13 protein-coding genes are annotated in these 17,602 nt (G+C 63.5%); 4 read left to right on the top strand and 9 right to left on the bottom strand.

Annotated elements, in window-relative coordinates:
• Positions 1–27 precede the first annotated feature (27 nt).
• Positions 28–1,788, bottom strand: a complete 1,761-nt coding sequence (locus FQ746_RS18945; RefSeq protein WP_144111178.1) for a methyl-accepting chemotaxis protein — start codon at positions 1,786–1,788, stop codon at positions 28–30.
• Positions 1,789–2,277: 489 nt separating this feature from the next.
• On the opposite strand from FQ746_RS18945, the gene FQ746_RS18940 reads away from it, so the two are divergent.
• From FQ746_RS18940 to FQ746_RS18930, 3 genes are all read left to right on the top strand, one after another.
• Positions 2,278–3,789 carry a diguanylate cyclase gene (locus FQ746_RS18940; RefSeq protein ID WP_144111177.1) on the top strand — a complete coding sequence of 504 codons (1,512 nt, stop codon included), beginning with the start codon at positions 2,278–2,280 and terminating at the stop codon, positions 3,787–3,789.
• A 424-nt stretch (positions 3,790–4,213) separates the two neighbouring features.
• Positions 4,214–5,779, top strand: coding sequence for a methyl-accepting chemotaxis protein (locus tag FQ746_RS18935; RefSeq protein ID WP_144111176.1), 1,566 nt, complete (start codon positions 4,214–4,216; stop codon positions 5,777–5,779).
• Positions 5,780–5,925: 146 nt separating this feature from the next.
• The gene (locus FQ746_RS18930; protein ID WP_144111175.1) at positions 5,926–7,236 is read left to right on the top strand and encodes a solute carrier family 23 protein; all 1,311 of its coding nucleotides are present in this window, start codon (positions 5,926–5,928) and stop codon (positions 7,234–7,236) included.
• A 53-nt stretch (positions 7,237–7,289) separates the two neighbouring features.
• Here the strand turns inward: FQ746_RS18930 and FQ746_RS18925 are convergent, their stop codons facing one another.
• From FQ746_RS18925 to FQ746_RS18890, 7 genes are all read right to left on the bottom strand, one after another.
• Positions 7,290–8,576, bottom strand: coding sequence for a dienelactone hydrolase family protein (locus FQ746_RS18925; protein ID WP_144111174.1), 1,287 nt, complete (start codon positions 8,574–8,576; stop codon positions 7,290–7,292).
• 589 nt (positions 8,577–9,165) lie between these two features.
• Positions 9,166–9,615: a YchJ family protein gene (locus FQ746_RS18915; RefSeq protein ID WP_144111173.1), complete on the bottom strand. Its 450-nt coding sequence runs from the start codon at positions 9,613–9,615 to the stop codon at positions 9,166–9,168.
• A 32-nt stretch (positions 9,616–9,647) separates the two neighbouring features.
• Complete coding sequence (locus FQ746_RS18910) at positions 9,648–10,325, bottom strand: SDR family oxidoreductase (protein ID WP_144111172.1); 678 nt, start codon at positions 10,323–10,325, stop codon at positions 9,648–9,650.
• Positions 10,326–10,369: 44 nt separating this feature from the next.
• A complete protein-coding gene (locus FQ746_RS18905; protein WP_186310773.1) occupies positions 10,370–11,578 on the bottom strand; it encodes an acetyl-CoA C-acetyltransferase in 1,209 nt (402 codons plus the stop codon).
• Positions 11,579–11,613: 35 nt separating this feature from the next.
• Positions 11,614–12,378 carry a carbonate dehydratase gene (gene can / locus FQ746_RS18900; RefSeq protein ID WP_144111170.1) on the bottom strand — a complete coding sequence of 255 codons (765 nt, stop codon included), beginning with the start codon at positions 12,376–12,378 and terminating at the stop codon, positions 11,614–11,616.
• 60 nt (positions 12,379–12,438) lie between these two features.
• Entirely contained in the window at positions 12,439–14,277 is a 1,839-nt protein-coding gene (gene aceK / locus FQ746_RS18895; RefSeq protein WP_144111169.1) for a bifunctional isocitrate dehydrogenase kinase/phosphatase, read from the bottom strand.
• Positions 14,278–14,279: 2 nt separating this feature from the next.
• The gene (locus FQ746_RS18890) at positions 14,280–14,693 is read right to left on the bottom strand and encodes a MerR family transcriptional regulator (RefSeq protein WP_144111168.1); all 414 of its coding nucleotides are present in this window, start codon (positions 14,691–14,693) and stop codon (positions 14,280–14,282) included.
• Between the two features lie 143 nt (positions 14,694–14,836).
• Here FQ746_RS18890 and FQ746_RS18885 point away from each other — a divergent pair, with 143 nt between their 5' ends.
• Complete coding sequence (locus FQ746_RS18885) at positions 14,837–15,919, top strand: MBL fold metallo-hydrolase (RefSeq protein WP_144111167.1); 1,083 nt, start codon at positions 14,837–14,839, stop codon at positions 15,917–15,919.
• Positions 15,920–15,986: 67 nt separating this feature from the next.
• Here FQ746_RS18885 and FQ746_RS18880 read toward each other — a convergent pair whose 3' ends face one another.
• The gene (locus tag FQ746_RS18880) at positions 15,987–17,573 is read right to left on the bottom strand and encodes an ABC transporter substrate-binding protein (protein ID WP_144111166.1); all 1,587 of its coding nucleotides are present in this window, start codon (positions 17,571–17,573) and stop codon (positions 15,987–15,989) included.
• Positions 17,574–17,602 lie beyond the last annotated feature (29 nt).

Below are 17,602 nucleotides of genomic sequence, written 5' to 3'. Positions count from 1 at the left end.
CGCGGCGCCCGTCAAAACCACGAAAAATCAAAACGTATCCCACCCATCATCACCGCCCGTAGCCCCCGCCGCGAGCGCAGCAACCGGCATCGCCCGCACCGGCACCGGCCGCCGAACCGGCGCCACTCCCGAAACCCCAGCCCCTGCGCGCCGCATCCCCACCTGAGCAACCCCAACCCCAGCCCCACCCACCGCCAAAGCCGCCCCTCTCTCAACCCCCCCACGCCCCTCCAGAATCTGAAAGAACGCCACAGCCTCATTCAAATGCTGCCCCTGATCCTCCATCGACCTCGAAGCCGCCGCCGCCTCCTCAACCAAGGCCGCGTTCTGCTGCGTAACGTTATCCATCTGCGTGATCGCCACGTTAACCTGTTCGATCCCACGACTTTGCTCGCTCGAAGCCGCCGCGATCTCCGACATGATGTCCGTCACCCGCGCAACCGCCTGGGTCACCTCGGCCATCGTCTTCCCAGCCTCACTAGCCAGCGCCGACCCATCGCGAATCTTGTCCACCGAACTCGCGATCAGATCCTTGATCTCCTTCGCCGCGCTAGACGACCGTTGCGCGAGACTGCGCACCTCGCTCGCCACCACCGCAAACCCACGCCCCTGCTCACCAGCACGCGCCGCTTCGACCGCCGCATTCAACGCGAGAATATTGGTCTGAAAAGCAATCCCCTCGATCATCCCGGTGATATCCGCGATCTTGGTCGAGCTATCGCTGATGTCGTGCATCGTGCTCACCACCTGACCGACCACGTTGCTGCCGCGCTGGGCGATCGACGAAGCGGACGCGGCCAGCACGGTACCCTGCTGCGCGTTATCGGCATTCTGCTTAACAGTAGACGTCAGCTCTTCCATGCTGGCCGCGGTCTCCTGCAACGACGCGGCCTGCTGCTCGGTCCGCTGACTCAAATCCATATTCCCCGCCGCGATCTGACGCGCCGCGCCGGCAATGCTCGTGCTGCTATCGCGCACCCGTCCGACGATGGCAGTCAATCGCTCATTCATCTCCCGCAGCGCAGCCAGCAGCCGGCTGGTTTCATCGCTGCCCTCGACATCGATACGCGTACGCAGATCGCCTTGCGAAACAGTCCGCGCCACGTCGATTGCCTGCCGCAACGGCCCGGTGACGGCACGCGTAATCAGCGTACAAGCGCCGATCGCCAGCACCACCGCAATCAGACACAAGGTCACCAGCAGATTGCGCTGGCTCTCGTAATGCGCCTGATAATCGCCGATCAACTGTTCCTGGCGGCTATGCGTGTAATCGGCATAAGCATTGGTCGCACGCACCAGCGCGGCCAGCAACGGCCGGCATTGTTCGTCCATCTTGACGATCGCATCGTCGCGCCGGTTATTCAGCGCAAGGCTGACGATGTCGGTAGCGACCGGCCCATACAAGGCTTCCACGCGATCGATCTCGCCCACCAGGCTGCGCGCCTTTTCGGTGGTGTCCGACGCGCTCGCGATCATGTCGTTGAGCTTCTTCAGATTAGTCTGCACGTCTTCATGGGCGCGCAGCACATCGGCTTTTTCGAGGTCGAGATCCTGTTGTTTGGTCACCAGCACCAGGTTACGCGCGGCAATCGCGCGACGGTCGACAGCGGTTCGCACCTGCACGGCCATATCCGCGCGTGCGTTGATGCCGTGTACGAAGTTGGAAAACCCATCGGTCGAATCGCTGAGCGATTTCAGGGACAGCGCGGAGACCGCGACCACGATGAGCGTGAGCATGCCGAAGCCGGCAATCAGCTTGGTTCTGATGGTGAATTGCTTGAGTGTCACGATGTACTTCTCCAATAACGAAAACGTAGGTGTTCGTAATGGACTCTCAGGTCCGGGCTTTGGGAGCGTCTATCCGGCCGCCGTACGTCTGTCCTGTCGGCGACTCCGCGCGATTACCTCCGCCTCCGTGTAGCGGAAATGGGGTATCCCTACTACCTGTTATCGGACCGCGGACAGGAGGACTTAAGCGTTATCGGGTAAATCTCTACTGGGCGGGTCGAGCCTCACCGCATAAGCGGTAGGTTTTGCTAGAAACACGCTCGGGCACGCAGAAAGGGGCACGCCGCGCTTGCAGTCGCCATCCACCACGCGTGAACATCGAAAAAGCCGGTTGAGCGACAAAGTCCGTGTATTAACCGGAAAAACACCGGCTTTTCGATGCTTTGATGCAGCGCACCCTCTGTTACGCTACCTGCTATCGAGATGCGCCCGTCGCGGCGCGCCCACATTCACATGCGCTTGGCCCAGCGCACGCCCAAACAAGAAACCATGGTGACGCGCCGTCCGAACATCGTGATTGCAATCAGCATCGTGCTAGCCAGCGCGATGCTGGCGATTGCCGTGTGGGTGCTGGCGCAGATGCGCGACGACGCGCTGCGGCGCGCGCAGGACTCGGTCTACAACGTGTCCCTGCTGATCGAGCGCGATGTGTCGCGCAATCTGGAAATCTACGACCTGTCGTTGCGCGCGGTGATCGACGGTCTGAAGCAGCCGGGCGTGCTGGGCCTGTCGCCGGCGCTGCGCCAGATGGTGCTGTTCGACGGCTCGGCCAGCGCCAAGGACCTGGGTTCCATTCTGGTCACCGACGAACTCGGCAACGTCGTCTTCGATTCCCTCGGTTCGCCGCCGCGTCATCTCAATCTCGCGGATCGCGATTACTTCAAGGTACAGCGCGATTCGCCGAATGTCGGCCTGTACGTCAGCCATCCTTTCGTGCCGAAGTCGAAGAGCGGCGAACGCAGCATCGCGTTGAGCCGGCGTATCACGCGGGCCGATGGCAGTTTTGGCGGTGTAGTGCTCGGCACCATGCGGCTGACCTATTTCCAGCGTCTGTTCGACGGGATGAATCTCGGCGCCGGCGGTTCGATGGCGCTGATGCTGAGCGACGGCACGATGCTGATGCGCCGTCCGTACGATCCGAAAATTATCGGCATCAATCTGACGGGCACCGCGAACTACTCGCGGTTCGCCGAACAGCCGAGCGGCGATTTCTTCGGCACGGCGGCTATCGACAGCGTCGAACGCTGGTACGCGTTCCGCCATATCGACATGTATCCGCTGATTCTCGACGTAGCGCTGTCGACGCGCGATATCTACGTGGGCTGGCGGCATCGCGCGTGGATTATCGGCTCGCTGATCGCCGCGCTCGACGCCACGCTGATCGCGTTTGCCGTGCTGCTGACCCAGCAGTTGCGCCGGCGTCTGGCAGCCGAAGAAGAACTCCGCCAACTCGCCCGTACCGACGGCCTGACCGGCTTGAACAACCGCCGCAGTTTCGAGGAACGCGCCGACGAAGAATGGCGCCGCGCGCAGCGTAACGGCTGGGCGTTGTCGATGCTGCTGATCGACGTCGATAGCTTTAAAGGCTTCAACGATCTGTACGGCCATTCGGCCGGCGACGACGCGCTGATCGCGGTCGCGCGCAGCATCGCGCAGAGCGTGAGGCGTCCGGGCGATACGGCGGCGCGTTATGGCGGCGAAGAGTTCGCGGTGCTCTTGCCGGACACCGACCTGTTCGGCGCGCTGCGGATCGCCGAAAAAATTCGGGCCGCCGTGCAGGCGCTCGGCCTGCGCCACGTGGCGAGCACCCATCACACGTTGACGGTGTGCCTTGGCGTAGCGTGTACGGAAGGGCAGGCGTTCGCCACCAGCCGTGCGCTCGTGAACGCGGCCGACGAGGCGCTCTATGCGGCGAAGGACGCGGGCCGCAATCGGGTGGTGCGGTATGGCGAGCGGATCGAGGCGCGGCGCGAACGCCGGGCGACGGTTTCGGGAAAATAACCGCCGCGCGCTCCACGACGACTCAGCGCGGTTGCCGGGACGAAAAAAAACCGCTCACGCCGGGGGAGCGTGAGCGGCAAGTCGGAGAGTTACAACAACATCGCACAGCTTGCTGCGCTCACCCATGGAAGTGAACGCAACGAACGAAGTCTACGGGCGCGCCTCCAACTCATAAATCAGACAAATCCCAAACGTGGGGCGTGGCCTTCGGTCGCGCGTCACGTCTTGTGCATTTCTCGCAGATCTGCCAGTTAGCCAACAACGCCTTACATCATCCTGTCCCGGTTATCCCTGTTATTTGGCGCTTCAGGTCCGTCCGCTCGCGCCGTAAAAGGGTGGGCGCCGCTGCGCATCCTGTCGCTCGCGAATTTCTCGCGAGGGCGCGGCGATCAGGCGATCGATCAGGTTAACGAAGGAAAGCGAAATGAAGTGGTTCGACCGCATGCCGGTTTTCAGGAAGTTGTTGCTGGCGTTTGCCGTGGTGATCGGCTTCGTTGTCGTGATCGGCGCCACGTCGCTGAGCACGCTGGCGTCGATGCACGCCATCACCGACGCAATTTGCGACAAAAGTATGGATGGGCTGTATTGGCTCGAAGAGGCGAACCGCCACAAGATCGACGCGGATCTGGGCGCGGCCAATCTCGGTTACGCAGCCGACGACGCGGGTCGCCGGCAGTTGAAGGACACCATCGTGGCATCGCTCAAAGGCCTGCACGATGCGTACGACCAGTATCGCGCGACGATCGCGACGCCCGAAGATCGCGCGATGTTCGACGAGGTGCTGAGCAGGTCGGCGGTGTGGGACGACATCGTGCATCAGCAGATCGGCCTCGCGCCGATACCCGCCGGTGTCGACGATCACGAACTCGTGCGGCGCGCGATTGCGTCGAGCGAGGCGCTGCGCGATCGCATCACCGCGCTGATCGACTATCGCCGTCAGCAGGCGACGCATTCGCAGGACGACGCGACCGCGCGCTATCGCCGCATGCGCGTCGTGATGCTCGCGCTGGTGCTGGGCGCGCTCGTGGTCGGCGCCTGGCTTGCCGCGTTGATCGCGCGGCGTCTGTCGCGGCAGTTGGGCGGCGAACCGGACTACGCGGTGCAGATTGCCAACCGCATCGCTGGCGGCGACCTGAGCGTGCGCGTCGACACGCGCGCGGACGATACCGGCAGTCTGCTGTTCGCATTGAGCAACATGCGCGAACGTCTGGCGGGAATCGTCGCGGGCATCAGCGAGTCGAGCGAATCGATTCTGCTGGCGTCGGGCGAGATCGCGCAGGGCAACACCGATCTATCGCAACGCACCGAAGAGCAGGCCGCCGCGTTGCAGCAAACCGCATCGAGCATGCAGGAACTGACCTCGACGGTGAAGGCGAATGCGCAGAACGCTCAGCAGGCGGGCGGCGTTGCACACGGCGCCTCGGAAGTGGCGGCGCGCGGCAGCCATCTGGTCGGCGACGTGGTCGAGACGATGCGCGAACTCGCGGCCGGTTCGCGGCGCATGACGGACATCATCGCGGTGATCGAAGGCATCGCGTTCCAGACCAATATCCTCGCGCTGAACGCCGCGGTGGAAGCGGCGCGCGGCGGCGAACAGGGACGCGGTTTCGCCGTGGTGGCAGGGGAAGTGCGTTCGCTCGCGCAGCGCAGCGCGGTATCGGCGAAGGAGATCAAGGAGCTCATCGAGAACTCGACGGCGCGGGTCGGCAACGGCGCGCAACTCGCCGAGCGCGCCGGCCAGACAATGGCCGAGGTCACGCACGCGGTGCAGCGGGTGACCGACATCATGGGTGAGATTTCGTCGGCGTCGCGCGAACAGAGCACGGGCATCGAAGAGGTGAACCGCGCCGTCGCGCAGATGGACGACGTGACCCAGCAGAACGCCGCGCTGGTCGAACAGGCTGCTGCGGCGGCGGCTTCGATGGCGGATCAGGCGCGCCATCTGCAGGCGGCGGTCACGGTGTTTTCGCTGCAGGCGCAGCACGGCTGAGCGCCACCGCGCGCCCTTGCGGGTCGTCGAGCCACTCCGTACACTCGCGCCTGAATCCGGACGGCGGCCCTGAGCGGCGCCGCCCCCGGACACCTCGACGACACATCGACAACACCGACAACACATCGAATAAAGGAGACCCCGCGATGGCCGATTCCTATTTCCCGCGCTGGCGCCGCCAGCCTGCCGCCCGCGACGGCCAGATCGTCGGCATCGACGAGCGGCTCGCGTGGCCGCAGATGTTCGCGATGGGCATCCAGCACGTCGTCGCGATGTTCGGCTCGACGGTGCTTGCGCCGTTGCTGATGGGTTTCGATCCGAACCTGTGCATCTTCATGTCGGGCATCGGCACGCTGCTGTTCTTCGTGCTGGTCGGCGGCCGCGTGCCGAGCTATCTCGGCTCGAGCTTCTCGTTCATCGGTCTGGTGATCGCGGTGACGGGCTATGCCGGACACGGCGCCAACCCGAATATCGGCGTCGCGTTGGGCGGGATCATCGCGTGCGGCGCGGTGTACGCGATCATCGGACTGATCGTCTCCGCCATCGGCACGCGCTGGATCGAGACGCTGATGCCGCCGGTCGTCACGGGCGCGATCGTCTGCGTGATCGGTCTGAATCTCGCGCCGATCGCAGTGCACGGCGTGAGCGGCAGCAACTTCGATTCGTGGATGGCGCTGGTCACGGTGCTCTGCGTCGGCGCGGTCGCGGTCTTCGCGCGCGGCATGCTGCAGCGCCTGCTGATCCTGGTCGGCCTGCTGCTCGCGTATGCGATCTACGCGATCGTCACGAACTGTCTCGGCATGGGCAAGCCGATCGACTTCGCAGTCGTCGCAAACGCCGCGTGGTTCGGCTTGCCGCACTTCACGGCGCCGGTCTTCAACGCCCAGGCGATGACCCTGCTGGTGCCCATCGCCGTGATTCTGGTCGCGGAAAACCTCGGGCATATCAAGGCGGTCAGCGCAATGACCGGACAGAATCTCGACCGTTACGTCGGCCGTGCGTTTCTCGGTGATGGACTGGCGACGATCGCGTCCGGTTTTGCGGGCGGCACGGGCGTGACGACGTATGCCGAGAATATCGGCGTAATGGCGGTGACGAAAATCTACTCGACGCTGGTGTTCGTGATCGCTGCGGTGATCGCACTGGTGCTGGGTTTCTCGCCGAAGTTCGGCGCGGTGATCCAGACGATTCCGGGTCCGGTGCTGGGCGGCGTATCGATTGTCGTGTTCGGTCTGATCGCCGTTACGGGCGCGCGAATCTGGGTAGTCAACCGGGTGGACTTCTCGGACAACCGCAATCTGATCGTCGCGGCCGTGACGCTGGTGCTTGGCGCGGGAGACTTCTCGTTGAAGCTGGGCAGCTTCGGACTCGGCGGAATCGGAACGGCTACGTTCGGCGCGATTCTGCTTTATGCGGTGTTGAGAGGGCGCGAGTCGGGTCAGGAGAAAGGGGTGTAGTCAACCACACCCCATGGGGCAGATTGGGCCCATGTAGGCCGGGCTCAGGGCGCTTATTCCCGGCTTGCCAGCGCGCCGCGGCCGACCGTTCCGGTCGCCGCCGCACCGGCGCTAGCCGTGGTCGAGGAACCGGCGCCCCATACGACCGAGTTATCGACCGCATACAGCCGGCAAGGCGCCGAGCTTTGCTTCTGGCAGTTAGCCACGGCCACCGACATCGGATCGTCGCCGCCTTCGGCCCACGACCACGCGCCGGAGTCCGACACCGCGAACGCGCGGCTCGGATACTGATGCAGGAAGTTGCGATATCCCGCGCGGCCGGCTTCGTCGACGAACGGCACGGCGTCCACTGCATCCACGGCGGCAAAGCCGCTCGCCTTCGGCAACGACGGATCGGCCACCTGGTATTGCACGCGCGTCGGCATGCCGACCCGTGCGAGGAACGCTTCGACCGCCGGCCACCACACATGCACGCCGTCACGATCGCCGACCAGCCGGTGCGCGTCGTTCTTGTACTCGCCGTAGTCCACCATCTTCGCGCTGGCGCCGTGCGCGCCATACGCCGTGTACATGCCCGTCACGAGCGGGCGGGTCCACACCGAATCGTTGTCGCCGTACATCCACAGCGACGGAACCCTGGTTTTCTCGCCATACGTGCCGAAGGCGCGGGTCAGATTACCCTGCCAGTCAGTGCACGCGTCCTGACGCAAGCCACCCGAAAAATTGATCAGCGCGCGCACGCCCGGCGCGGCTTCCGTGCCGTAGGCCATCGTGGCGAGACCGCCGTGCGAGGTACCGGCCACCACGATGTGGGAGGCATCCACGAACGGTTGCTTCGACATATAGCCGATGGTCGCCGCCACGTCGCCGGCCTGGCCGAGGCCGTTGCGTTCGACGTCGCAGCCGTCCTGTTCGTATGCGCCGTCCGAGTGGCCGAAGCCCTGACGGTTCGGCGCGACCACCACGTAACCGCGGCGCACGAATTCGCGCGCGAACGGCAGCGGGTCGCTGCGTTCCTGCAGGCGCGGGTCGCCAGGCATCTTGCCGTGATTGAAGACGATCATCGGGAACGGACCCGGACCGTCGGGTTTATACACCGTGGTTTCGAGCGTGACGGAACCAGCTGCGTCGACCGGCACGCGAATGATGCTTTCGTTCAGACCGGCGGTGGGGAGATAGACATCGTCGTCGAGCGCGATGCGCGGCACTTGCGCGCGGCTCAACGGGCCGGCCTGGTTGTCGCCGAGCGGCGTGAGCGGGTCGGCATGCGCGAGTGCGACAGCGCACGTGGCCGCTGCACAGATCACCGCACACTTCGTCAGAACCTTGCTGAACACCATCGACGTACCTGCCCAAAAAGCCTGCCCAGAACACCGTGATGTGTTGCCTGCCGGACTTCGCTGCTGACGAAATGCTTTCGTCGGCGGGTTCGACACACAACAACATACTCACGTACGCAGTGCGCGAAGCGCACGTACGTCTTTGGAGATCGCACGGGATGAACCCAACGGCCGACGCGACCCCACGCGCCGATGATGAACGTCACTCACGTTGCTTTCCGCTTCCACCGGACCCACGCTCTCTGGTGCCCGGCAGGCATCGGCACATTTTGCTGGTCGGGTCTCGACCCGCTCCAGCAAGGTGACGTCATGAACCTACGCCCTCATCCTGGCACGACAATTTTGTTTTGTGCAATGCAGGACAAACCCGGGACGAAAAAATTGCCGCGTCCAGCGAGGCCTCGCCCGAGCTCCGAAACGCCCGGCGCGCCGGTACTTGGGTGGACGAAGCAACCGCACGCCACGCGGGGTTTGTGGTGTTGAGCCAACATAAAAAAAGGCCCTCGTTTAAAGGGCCTTAGGTGAACTCGAAGCGATGGGCGCTGCTGCGTCCCGTAAGGTTAAGAAAGGATGCGGCGGTAGGGGACGCTTAATCGCGGATGTCGCCATCGACATAACGCCAGCGTCCATCGTCGCCGCGCACGAAGCGACTCAACTCGTGCAGCCGATGCGCACGGCCACCCACCTTGTAACGTGCGACGAATTCGACCGTCGCGCTGTTCTCGCCGGTGTCGGCGAACGCCTTGATCTGGAGTCCAAGCCAACGCGGCGCATCGGGCGCGTCGGTGTCGGCGTCGAGATCGGCGGGACAGGTTTGCGGGGCCCACGTCGCACGCAAGTAATCCGTTGCGCCGACAACGAACGCGCTGTAACGCGAGCGCATCAGTTCGAGCGCGCGCGGCGCGATGTCACCGTCGTCGATATAGCGTCCACAGCATTGCGCGAAGCGCGGCGCTTTGACATCGCTGCGCGGATTGGGCGCAGCGCCGCCACAGGGACACTCGACCGGTCGTTGCTTCGACAAAGGTTGCTGGCTCATGGGTTAAGTCGTCGTGCTTGCGGCCGGCTCGGCTACCAGCCGAGCGCGGTGCCGTCGTATTGATAGAAGCTTCCGTTGAACGTGGCGCGATCGGCCGCCGCCGCAGCCAGCACTTCGCGCATGCCGCTCACGCTGCGCTGCGGGTCGATGGCCGCCGTGGAGCCGCCCATGTCGGTGCGGACCCATCCCGGATGCAAGGACACGCACGTGGCCCGCTGTGCGGCGAGCGACGCGAGCTTGAGCGCGTCGTTCAGCGCGGCCTTGCTCACGCGGTACAGCCAGCCGCTCGTGCTGTTGGCCTCGCTGATGCTGCCCATCCTGCTGGACACGACCGCGAACACGCCGCCGGCTTCCTCGACCAGCGGCAGCAGGATCGGCATCAACTGCATCGGCCCACGGACGTTGGTCCGCATCACCTGATCGAAGTCTTCCGCGCCGACGGTCTCGATGCCCTCGGTGCGCGGGCCATACACCCCCGAGACGACGATTGCGGCATCGAGCCGTTCGCCGTCGAGCTTCCAGCCGAGTCCGGCGATCTGCTCCGGCGCGGTGACGTCGAGCGAAAAGGGCGCTGCGCCGAGTTGCGTCAGCGCCGCGAGCGACGCTTCGTCGCGCGCGGTCGCGAGCACGCGCCAGCCGCTTTTGCGGTACTGGCGCACGAACTCCTGGCCGATGCCGCGCGACGCACCGACAATCAATACGGTTTTCATCGAATCACCTCGTGTCGTTCAGAAGGGCAGGCGGCGTGCGCGCCTCAAACCAGTTCGATGCCCATTGCCGTTGCTTCGCCGCCGCCGATGCACAGCGTCGCCACGCCGCGCTTGCCGCCGCGCTTCTTCAACGCGCCGATCAGCGTGACGAGAATGCGTGCACCGGAAGCGCCGATGGGATGGCCCAATGCGCACGCGCCGCCGTTCACGTTGACCTTCTCGTGCGGCAGATGGTGCTCTTTCATCGCTGCCATCGTCACCACGGCAAAGGCTTCGTTGACTTCATACAGATCCACTTCCTCCGCGCGCCAGCCATTCTTCTCGAACAGCTTGCGGATCGCGCCGACCGGCGCCGTGGTGAACTTCGCGGGTTCCTGTGCGAACGTCGAGTGGCCGACCACGCGCGCGATCGGCGTGACGCCGAGGCGCTTCGCGGTAGACTCGCGCATCATGACGAGCGCGGCGGCGCCGTCGGAAATCGACGACGAATTCGCGGCGGTCACCGTGCCGGTTTTGCTGAACGCGGGCTTGAGCGTCGGGATCTTCTCGAGGTTCGCCTTGAACGGCTGCTCGTCGTGGTCGATGGTGACTTCGCCTTTGCGGCCGGCTACTTTCACGGGCGCGATTTCCCATGCAAACGAGCCGTCTTCGTTAGCGCGCTTCGCACGGTTCAGCGACTCCACCGCGAACGCGTCCTGCGCCTCGCGCGTGAAGTCGTAGGAGCCCGCGCATTCCTCGGCGAAGGTGCCCATCAGACGGCCCTTCTCATAGGCGTCTTCGAGACCGTCGAGGAACATGTGATCGAGCACCTGACCGTGACCCATACGCATGCCGCCGCGCGCTTTGGGCAGCAGATACGGCGCGTTGGTCATGCTCTCCATGCCGCCCGCGACGATCACGTCGACCGAGCCGGCCGCCAGCATGTCGTGCGCGAACATCGCCGCGCGCATGCCCGATCCGCACATCTTGTTGACCGTGGTGCTGCCGGTGCTCAACGGCAAGCCGGCGCCGAGCGCGGCCTGGCGGGCCGGCGCCTGGCCGAGACCGGCGGGCAGCACGCAACCCATCACCACTTCGTCGATCTGTTCGGGTTTCAGGCCCGCGCGCTGCACGGCGGCTTCGATGGCAGCGGAGCCGAGTTGCGGTGCGGTGAGCGACGCGAAGTCGCCCTGGAATGCGGCCATCGGCGTACGCGCCGCCGAAACGATAACGATGGGATCAGCTTGGGTGTCAGTCATGTTCGTCTCCTTCATGGGTTGAGTCGTTCTCGTGGATATCTAGTGCTTGATTACTCGTGCTTCAGCCTGGCGATCACGCCTTCGACGATCGCGGGCACGGCGGTATCGTCGGCGGCATCCTTGGTAGCCGCCGCATACGAGCCGCCTGCGGCAATCGCGGCGATGCAGCTTCGGTAAGTCTCGTCGAGCGCGGCGGCGTCGCCGATCGTCATGCCGAGGTTGCGCACGCGGCCATCGTGCACGCCATACACCCAGCCGTGCACGGTCACGTCCTGGCCGCGCGCCCACGCGTCGTTGAGAATGGTCGTGCGGCACACGTTCACGACCTGTTCGATGGTGTTGAGTTCGACCAGACGCCGGTGACGCGCCTCGCCGAGCGGCCAGTTTTCGAGCAGCGCCGCATGTTTGGTGCGCACGTCCTGCACGTGATGCAGCCAGTTGTCCGCGAGACCCACGCGCCGGCCGTGCAAAGCCGCGCCGACTCCCGAGCAGCCGTAATGGCCCACCACCATGATGTGCTTGACCTTCAGCAGATCGACCGCGAACTGGATGACCGACAGACAGTTCAGATCGGTATGCACCACCACGTTGGCAATGTTTCTATGCACGAACACTTCGCCGGGCGGCAGACCGATGATCTGGTTGGCCGGCACTCGCGAGTCGGAGCAGCCGATCCACAAATACTCGGGCGTCTGCTGATGCGCGAGTCGCGAGAAGTACTCGGGATCTTCCGCGAGCTTGCGGGTCACCCACGCGTCGTTATTGGCGAACAGGTGCGCGAGCGGATTGGGAAGCGTGGAGTCGTTAGCGTTCATGGTGGGTTATCACGGTTCAGCGCGGTTCAGCGTGCATGCGAGCGGGGCGAAGCATGATCGTCACGCGGCCCGCGCATTGCGCTCGACGGTTTGCTCGGCGTCATGGGACGCGCGCTCGCGAGCCGGATCGCCGAAACGTTCGGGATACCGCTCACAAAAGCGCACGCTGCGGTCGTACGGGAAAAAGTCCGGCAGTTCGCCTTTCAGCAGATGATCCTTGTGCCGTTGCCACAGCGCCGGATCGAAGAAGTCCGCGTGGTGCTGCATGAACGCGCGGCGCACGCGCGGGTCACCGAGCAAAAAAGTGCCATACGTCTCCGGGAAAATGTCGTGCGGGCCAACGGAGTACCACGGCTCGCCGGACATCTCGTCTTCTTCGTTGCGCGGCGCGGGCACGGCGCGCACGTTGCAGTCGGTCAGGTATTCGATCTCGTCGTAGTCGTAGAACACCACGCGGCCGTGACGTGTCACGCCGAAATTCTTGTACAGCATGTCGCCGGGAAAGATGTTCGCCTGCATCAGTTCCTTGATCGCATCGCCGTACTGGCGGATGCCGTGATCGACATCGGCGTCGCTGCCGTTCTGCAGGAACAGATTGAGCGGCGTCATGCGCCGCTCGATATACAGATGCCGGATCACGAGGTTGTCGCCGTCGTATTCGATCAGCGACGGCACTTCCTTTTGCAACTCCTTCAACAGCAAATCGTCGAGCCGTGCCAAAGGCAACGCGACGCTCGAATACTCGAGCGTGTCGGCCATGCGTCCGAGCCGGTCGTGCCGTTTGACGAGTTGATACTTCTCCTTGATCTGCGCGCGCGTAGTTTCCTTCGGCGGCGGAAAGTGGTCCTTGATCAGCTTGAACACATAGGGGAAGGACGGCAGCGTGAACACCAGCATCACGAGTCCCTTGATGCCGGGCGCGATGACGAAGCGGTCGCTGGAATGCGACAGATGCCGCAGCAGATCGCGATAGAACAGGTTCTTGCCCTGCTTCTGCAAACCCACCGACGTATAGATTTCCGCCTTCGGTTTGCCCGGCAAAAGCGCGCCGAGAAATTCCACGTAAGCGGACGGCACTTCCATATCGACGAGAAAATACGAGTGCGAAAAGCTGAAAATAATGGCCAGCTGCTCGCGTTTGAGCAGCACGGTGTCGAGCGCGAGCAGGCCCGGCTTCACATGACGCAGCGGCACCGCGAACGGCAGTAGTGCATCGCCGTTGATGATCCGTCCGATGATATAAGCCGACTTGTTGCGAAAGAACAGCGACGACAGCACGTGAATCTGGAAGTTGGGCGCTTCGTCGAACGCGCCGAACGCGTCGTGAATGGCCTGCATCACGCAGCCGACATCGCGCATGAGGTCGTCGAACGGTATGTTCAGCTGGAAGTTCGTGACGATCCGCTCGAGCGTCGCGGGAAGGCCGTCGCGGCTCGGGTAATACGCGCGATACGTCGGTTTGGCGGCGGGCGAATCGTTCTCGATGTAATCGGTCGAAATGGCCGGCCGCACGAAAATAAAGTCGTTGTTGAAATACGAGCGATGCAGAATCTTGCAGCACACGGAGTTGAAGAACGTCTCCGCGCATTCGGGCTGATGGTGCGTGGTCAACAGGCCGATGTAATGCAGCTTGATCTGCTGCCACACTTCGCGCTCGATGTTCTCCGCGTCGTACTCGTCTTCGAGCGACACCACGCATTCTTCGACGCGTTCGTCGTACGAGGTGATACGGTCGCGCGCAAGCTTTTGCAAGCCGTGCCAGTCCGCGCTTTCGAACAGCGTCTGCGCGTGAATCGCCGCATCGCGAAATACCCGGTAATGCCGGTCGAAACCGTCGAGCATGGTCTGCGCGATATCGAAGCCGATTTGCGACGACAGCAGTTTGGGGAAGTGATTCATCTCTAGCCTGCCGCCGCTCCACGTTGCTTGCGCGAACCGGCCTCGAGCAGTGCGCGCGCCTGCGCTTCGTATTGCGCGAGGTCTTCGAGCGTGGCGTTCAGGTCTTCCAGTTGCCGTTCGAGCACCGAGCGGTGCTGCGCTACCGTGGCGATAAAGGCCTGCAATTGCGGCACGGTGTCGGTCGGCGATTCATACACGTCCAGCAGATCGCGAATTTCCGACAGCGTGAAGCCGAGCCGCTTGCCGCGCAACGTGAGCTTCAGACGCGTTCTGTCGCGGCCCGAGTACACGCGCCGCAAGCCGCTCGATCCTTCGCGACTCGGCGAGAGTAAACCCTGGTCTTCATAAAAACGGATGGCACGCGGCGTCACGTCGAATTCCCGTGCAAGCTCGGTGATGGTGTATTGCGTGTTCATCGGAGCGGTCCCTGAGCGGGCAGAAAATCGGATTGAACGCTAGAATCGACGTTTACGTTATCGTCAACTTGATAGAAACGCAACCACGCTACGCGGCATCGCATACCTCGCCATGCCACGGGCCGACGGAGGAAGACATCCCCATGAACGCACTCGAACATCAACTCGACTATCCCTTCAACGACACCTTGCCCGAAGCCGGCCACGCGATGGACGTCGCGCCCGGCGTGCGCTGGCTGCGCATGCCCTTGCCGTTCGCGCTCGACCATATCAACCTGTGGCTGCTACGCGATGAGATCGACGGACAACAGGGCTGGACGGTCGTCGATTGCGGTATCTCGTCGGACTCGATCAGACAGAACTGGGAGAAGGTGTTCGAGACGGCGCTCGACGGCCTGCCGGTGCTGCGCGTGATCGTCACGCACTGCCACCCCGACCACGTCGGTCTCGCCGACTGGGTCTGCAACGGCGGCGACAAACAGCGCTGGAACGTGCGCCTGTGGATGACGCTCGGCGAGTACATGCAGGCCCGCGTGCTGGCGGCCGGCGATGGTTCGAATGCAGGCGGCGCGGGCGCGGCGCGGCACTTCGAGCGGCACGGTCTGAGCGATCCCGAATCGCTCGATGCGCTGCGCAATCGCACCAGCTATTACTCGAGTCTGGTGCCGTCGTTGCCGTCGCAGTACCGCCGTCTGCGGGAAGGCGACCGCGTGCAGATCGGCGGCAAGTCGTGGCGGGTGGTGACCGGCTTCGGTCATTCGCCGGAGCACTGCGCGTTGCATTGCGAAGAGCTGAGCGTGCTGATTTCCGGTGACATGGTGCTGCCGCGTATCTCGACGAATGTCTCGGTGTTCGACATGGAACCGGAAGGCACGCCGCTCGCGCTGTATCTGGAGTCGCTCGGCCGTTACGAGACGATGCCGGAAGACACGCTGGTTCTGCCGTCGCACGGCAAGCCGTTTCGCGGAGTGCGTACCCGCATCCGGCAATTGCGCGAGCATCACGATGCGCGGCTCGCCGAAGTGCGCGAGGCATGTGCCGCGAAGCCGCAGAGCGCGGCGGACATCGTACCGATGATGTTCAAGCGCAAGCTCGATATCCATCAGATGACCTTTGCGATGGGCGAAGCGCTCGCGCATTTGCATCTGCTGTGGCTCGCCGGGGAATTGACGCGCAAGCAGGGTGACGACGGCGTGATCCGTTTTTCGGCAGGCTTTACGCGGTAAAGCGCCGATAAAAAAAGCCCGGCTTGCACGAAAGCAGCCGGGCTTTTTGTTTGCAGCGTGAGCGCGATTACTGCACCGATACCGCGCCGAAATTCTGCCGCCCGAACGGGCTGACGTGATACCCGCTGACATTGGTCCGCGTAATGACCGACGCCGTCGGATAACCGAGCGGAATCCACAACGCCTGATCGTGAATGATCTGCTGCGCCTGCTGATACGCCTTCGTACGTTTGGCCTGATCCGGCGTGGCCTTGCCGTCGGCGATCAGCTTGTCGAGATCCTGATCGCAGAAGCGCGCGAAGTTGATACCCGATTTCACGGCGTTGCAGCTAAAGAGCGGCGACAGATAATTGTCCGGGTCGCCGTTGTCGCCCGCCCAGCCCATGAACAGCGAGTCGTGCTGGCCCTGCTTTGCCTGCTTGATCAGCTCGCCCCATTCGATCACCTTCACCTCGGCTTTCACGCCGATCTTCGCGAAGTCGGCCTGCAACAGTTCGGCGCCGACCTTCGGATTCGGATTCAGCACGCTGCCGTTCGGCCGCACCCAGATGGTGGTCTCGAAGCCGTTCGGGAAACCGGCATCCGCGAGCAGTTTCTTCGCTTTCACCGGGTCGTAGGGCCACGGCTTCACGGCCTTGTCGTAGCTCCAGGTGTTCGGCGGATACGGGTTCACGGCCGGCGTCGCGGTATTGTCGAACACGGTCTTCAGATACGTCGTGCGATCGAACGCCATGTTCAGCGCGGCGCGCACCTTCTGGTTGTCGAGCGGCTTCTTCTGCGTGTTCAGCGCGACGAACGCGGTCATGAAGGCCGGCGTCTGCACGATGCTGACCGCCTTGTCGCTTTTGGCATCGGCCAGATCCTGCGGCTTCGGCGACAGCGCGATCTGGCATTCGCCGGTCTTCACCTTTTGCGCGCGCACGGTGGCGTCCGGCGTGATGGCGTAGATCAGGCGGTCGATCTTCGGCTTCGGCCCCCAGTAGTTCGGGTTCACGTCGTAGCGGATCACCGCGTCTTTCGTATAGCTCTTCAGTTCGAACGGACCGGTGCCGATCGGCTTCGCGTTCAGGTCCGTCTGCTTGCCGGCCTTGAGCAACTGGTCCGCGTATTCCGCGGAATAGATCGACGCGAAACCCATCGTGAGGATCGACACGAAAGTCGCGTCCGGCGCGTTCAGTTCGAACTTGACGGTGTCGGCGTCGACCTTGCTGACCGATTTGATCAGCTTGGGCAGACCCATCGACTGTGCATGCGGAAAGCCGCTCGCGCCCGTCACCTTGTGCCACGGATTGTTCTCGTCGAGCATGCGCTCGAACGTGAAGACCACGTCGTCGGCGTTCAGCGGGCGCGTGGGCTTGAAGTAGTCAGTGCTCTGGAACTGCACGTTGGGACGCAGATGGAACGTGTAGCTCAGGCCATCGGCACTGACTTCCCACTTGTCCGCGAGCGCGGGGACCACTTTCTTCGCGGCCTCGTCGTACGAGACCAGCGAATTGAAGATCACGTCGGCCGACGCGTTGGTCGTGACGAGCGAATTGAACTGCACGACATCGAAGCCGTCGGGGCTCGACTCGGTACAGACAGTCAGCGGTTTCGCGAGCACGAGCGCGGGCGCCGTGAACAGTAGGGCGGCTGCGAGCAGTTTGAAGCGCATAGGATCTCCCATAACGAGCGCAGTCAGGC

The sequence above is a fragment of the Paraburkholderia sp. BCC1886 genome (assembly GCF_900996245.1).
Classification (GTDB): domain Bacteria; phylum Pseudomonadota; class Gammaproteobacteria; order Burkholderiales; family Burkholderiaceae; genus Paraburkholderia.
The sequence above is the reverse complement of the archived record's forward strand: the minus strand, read 5'-3'. Positions and strand labels throughout refer to the sequence as shown.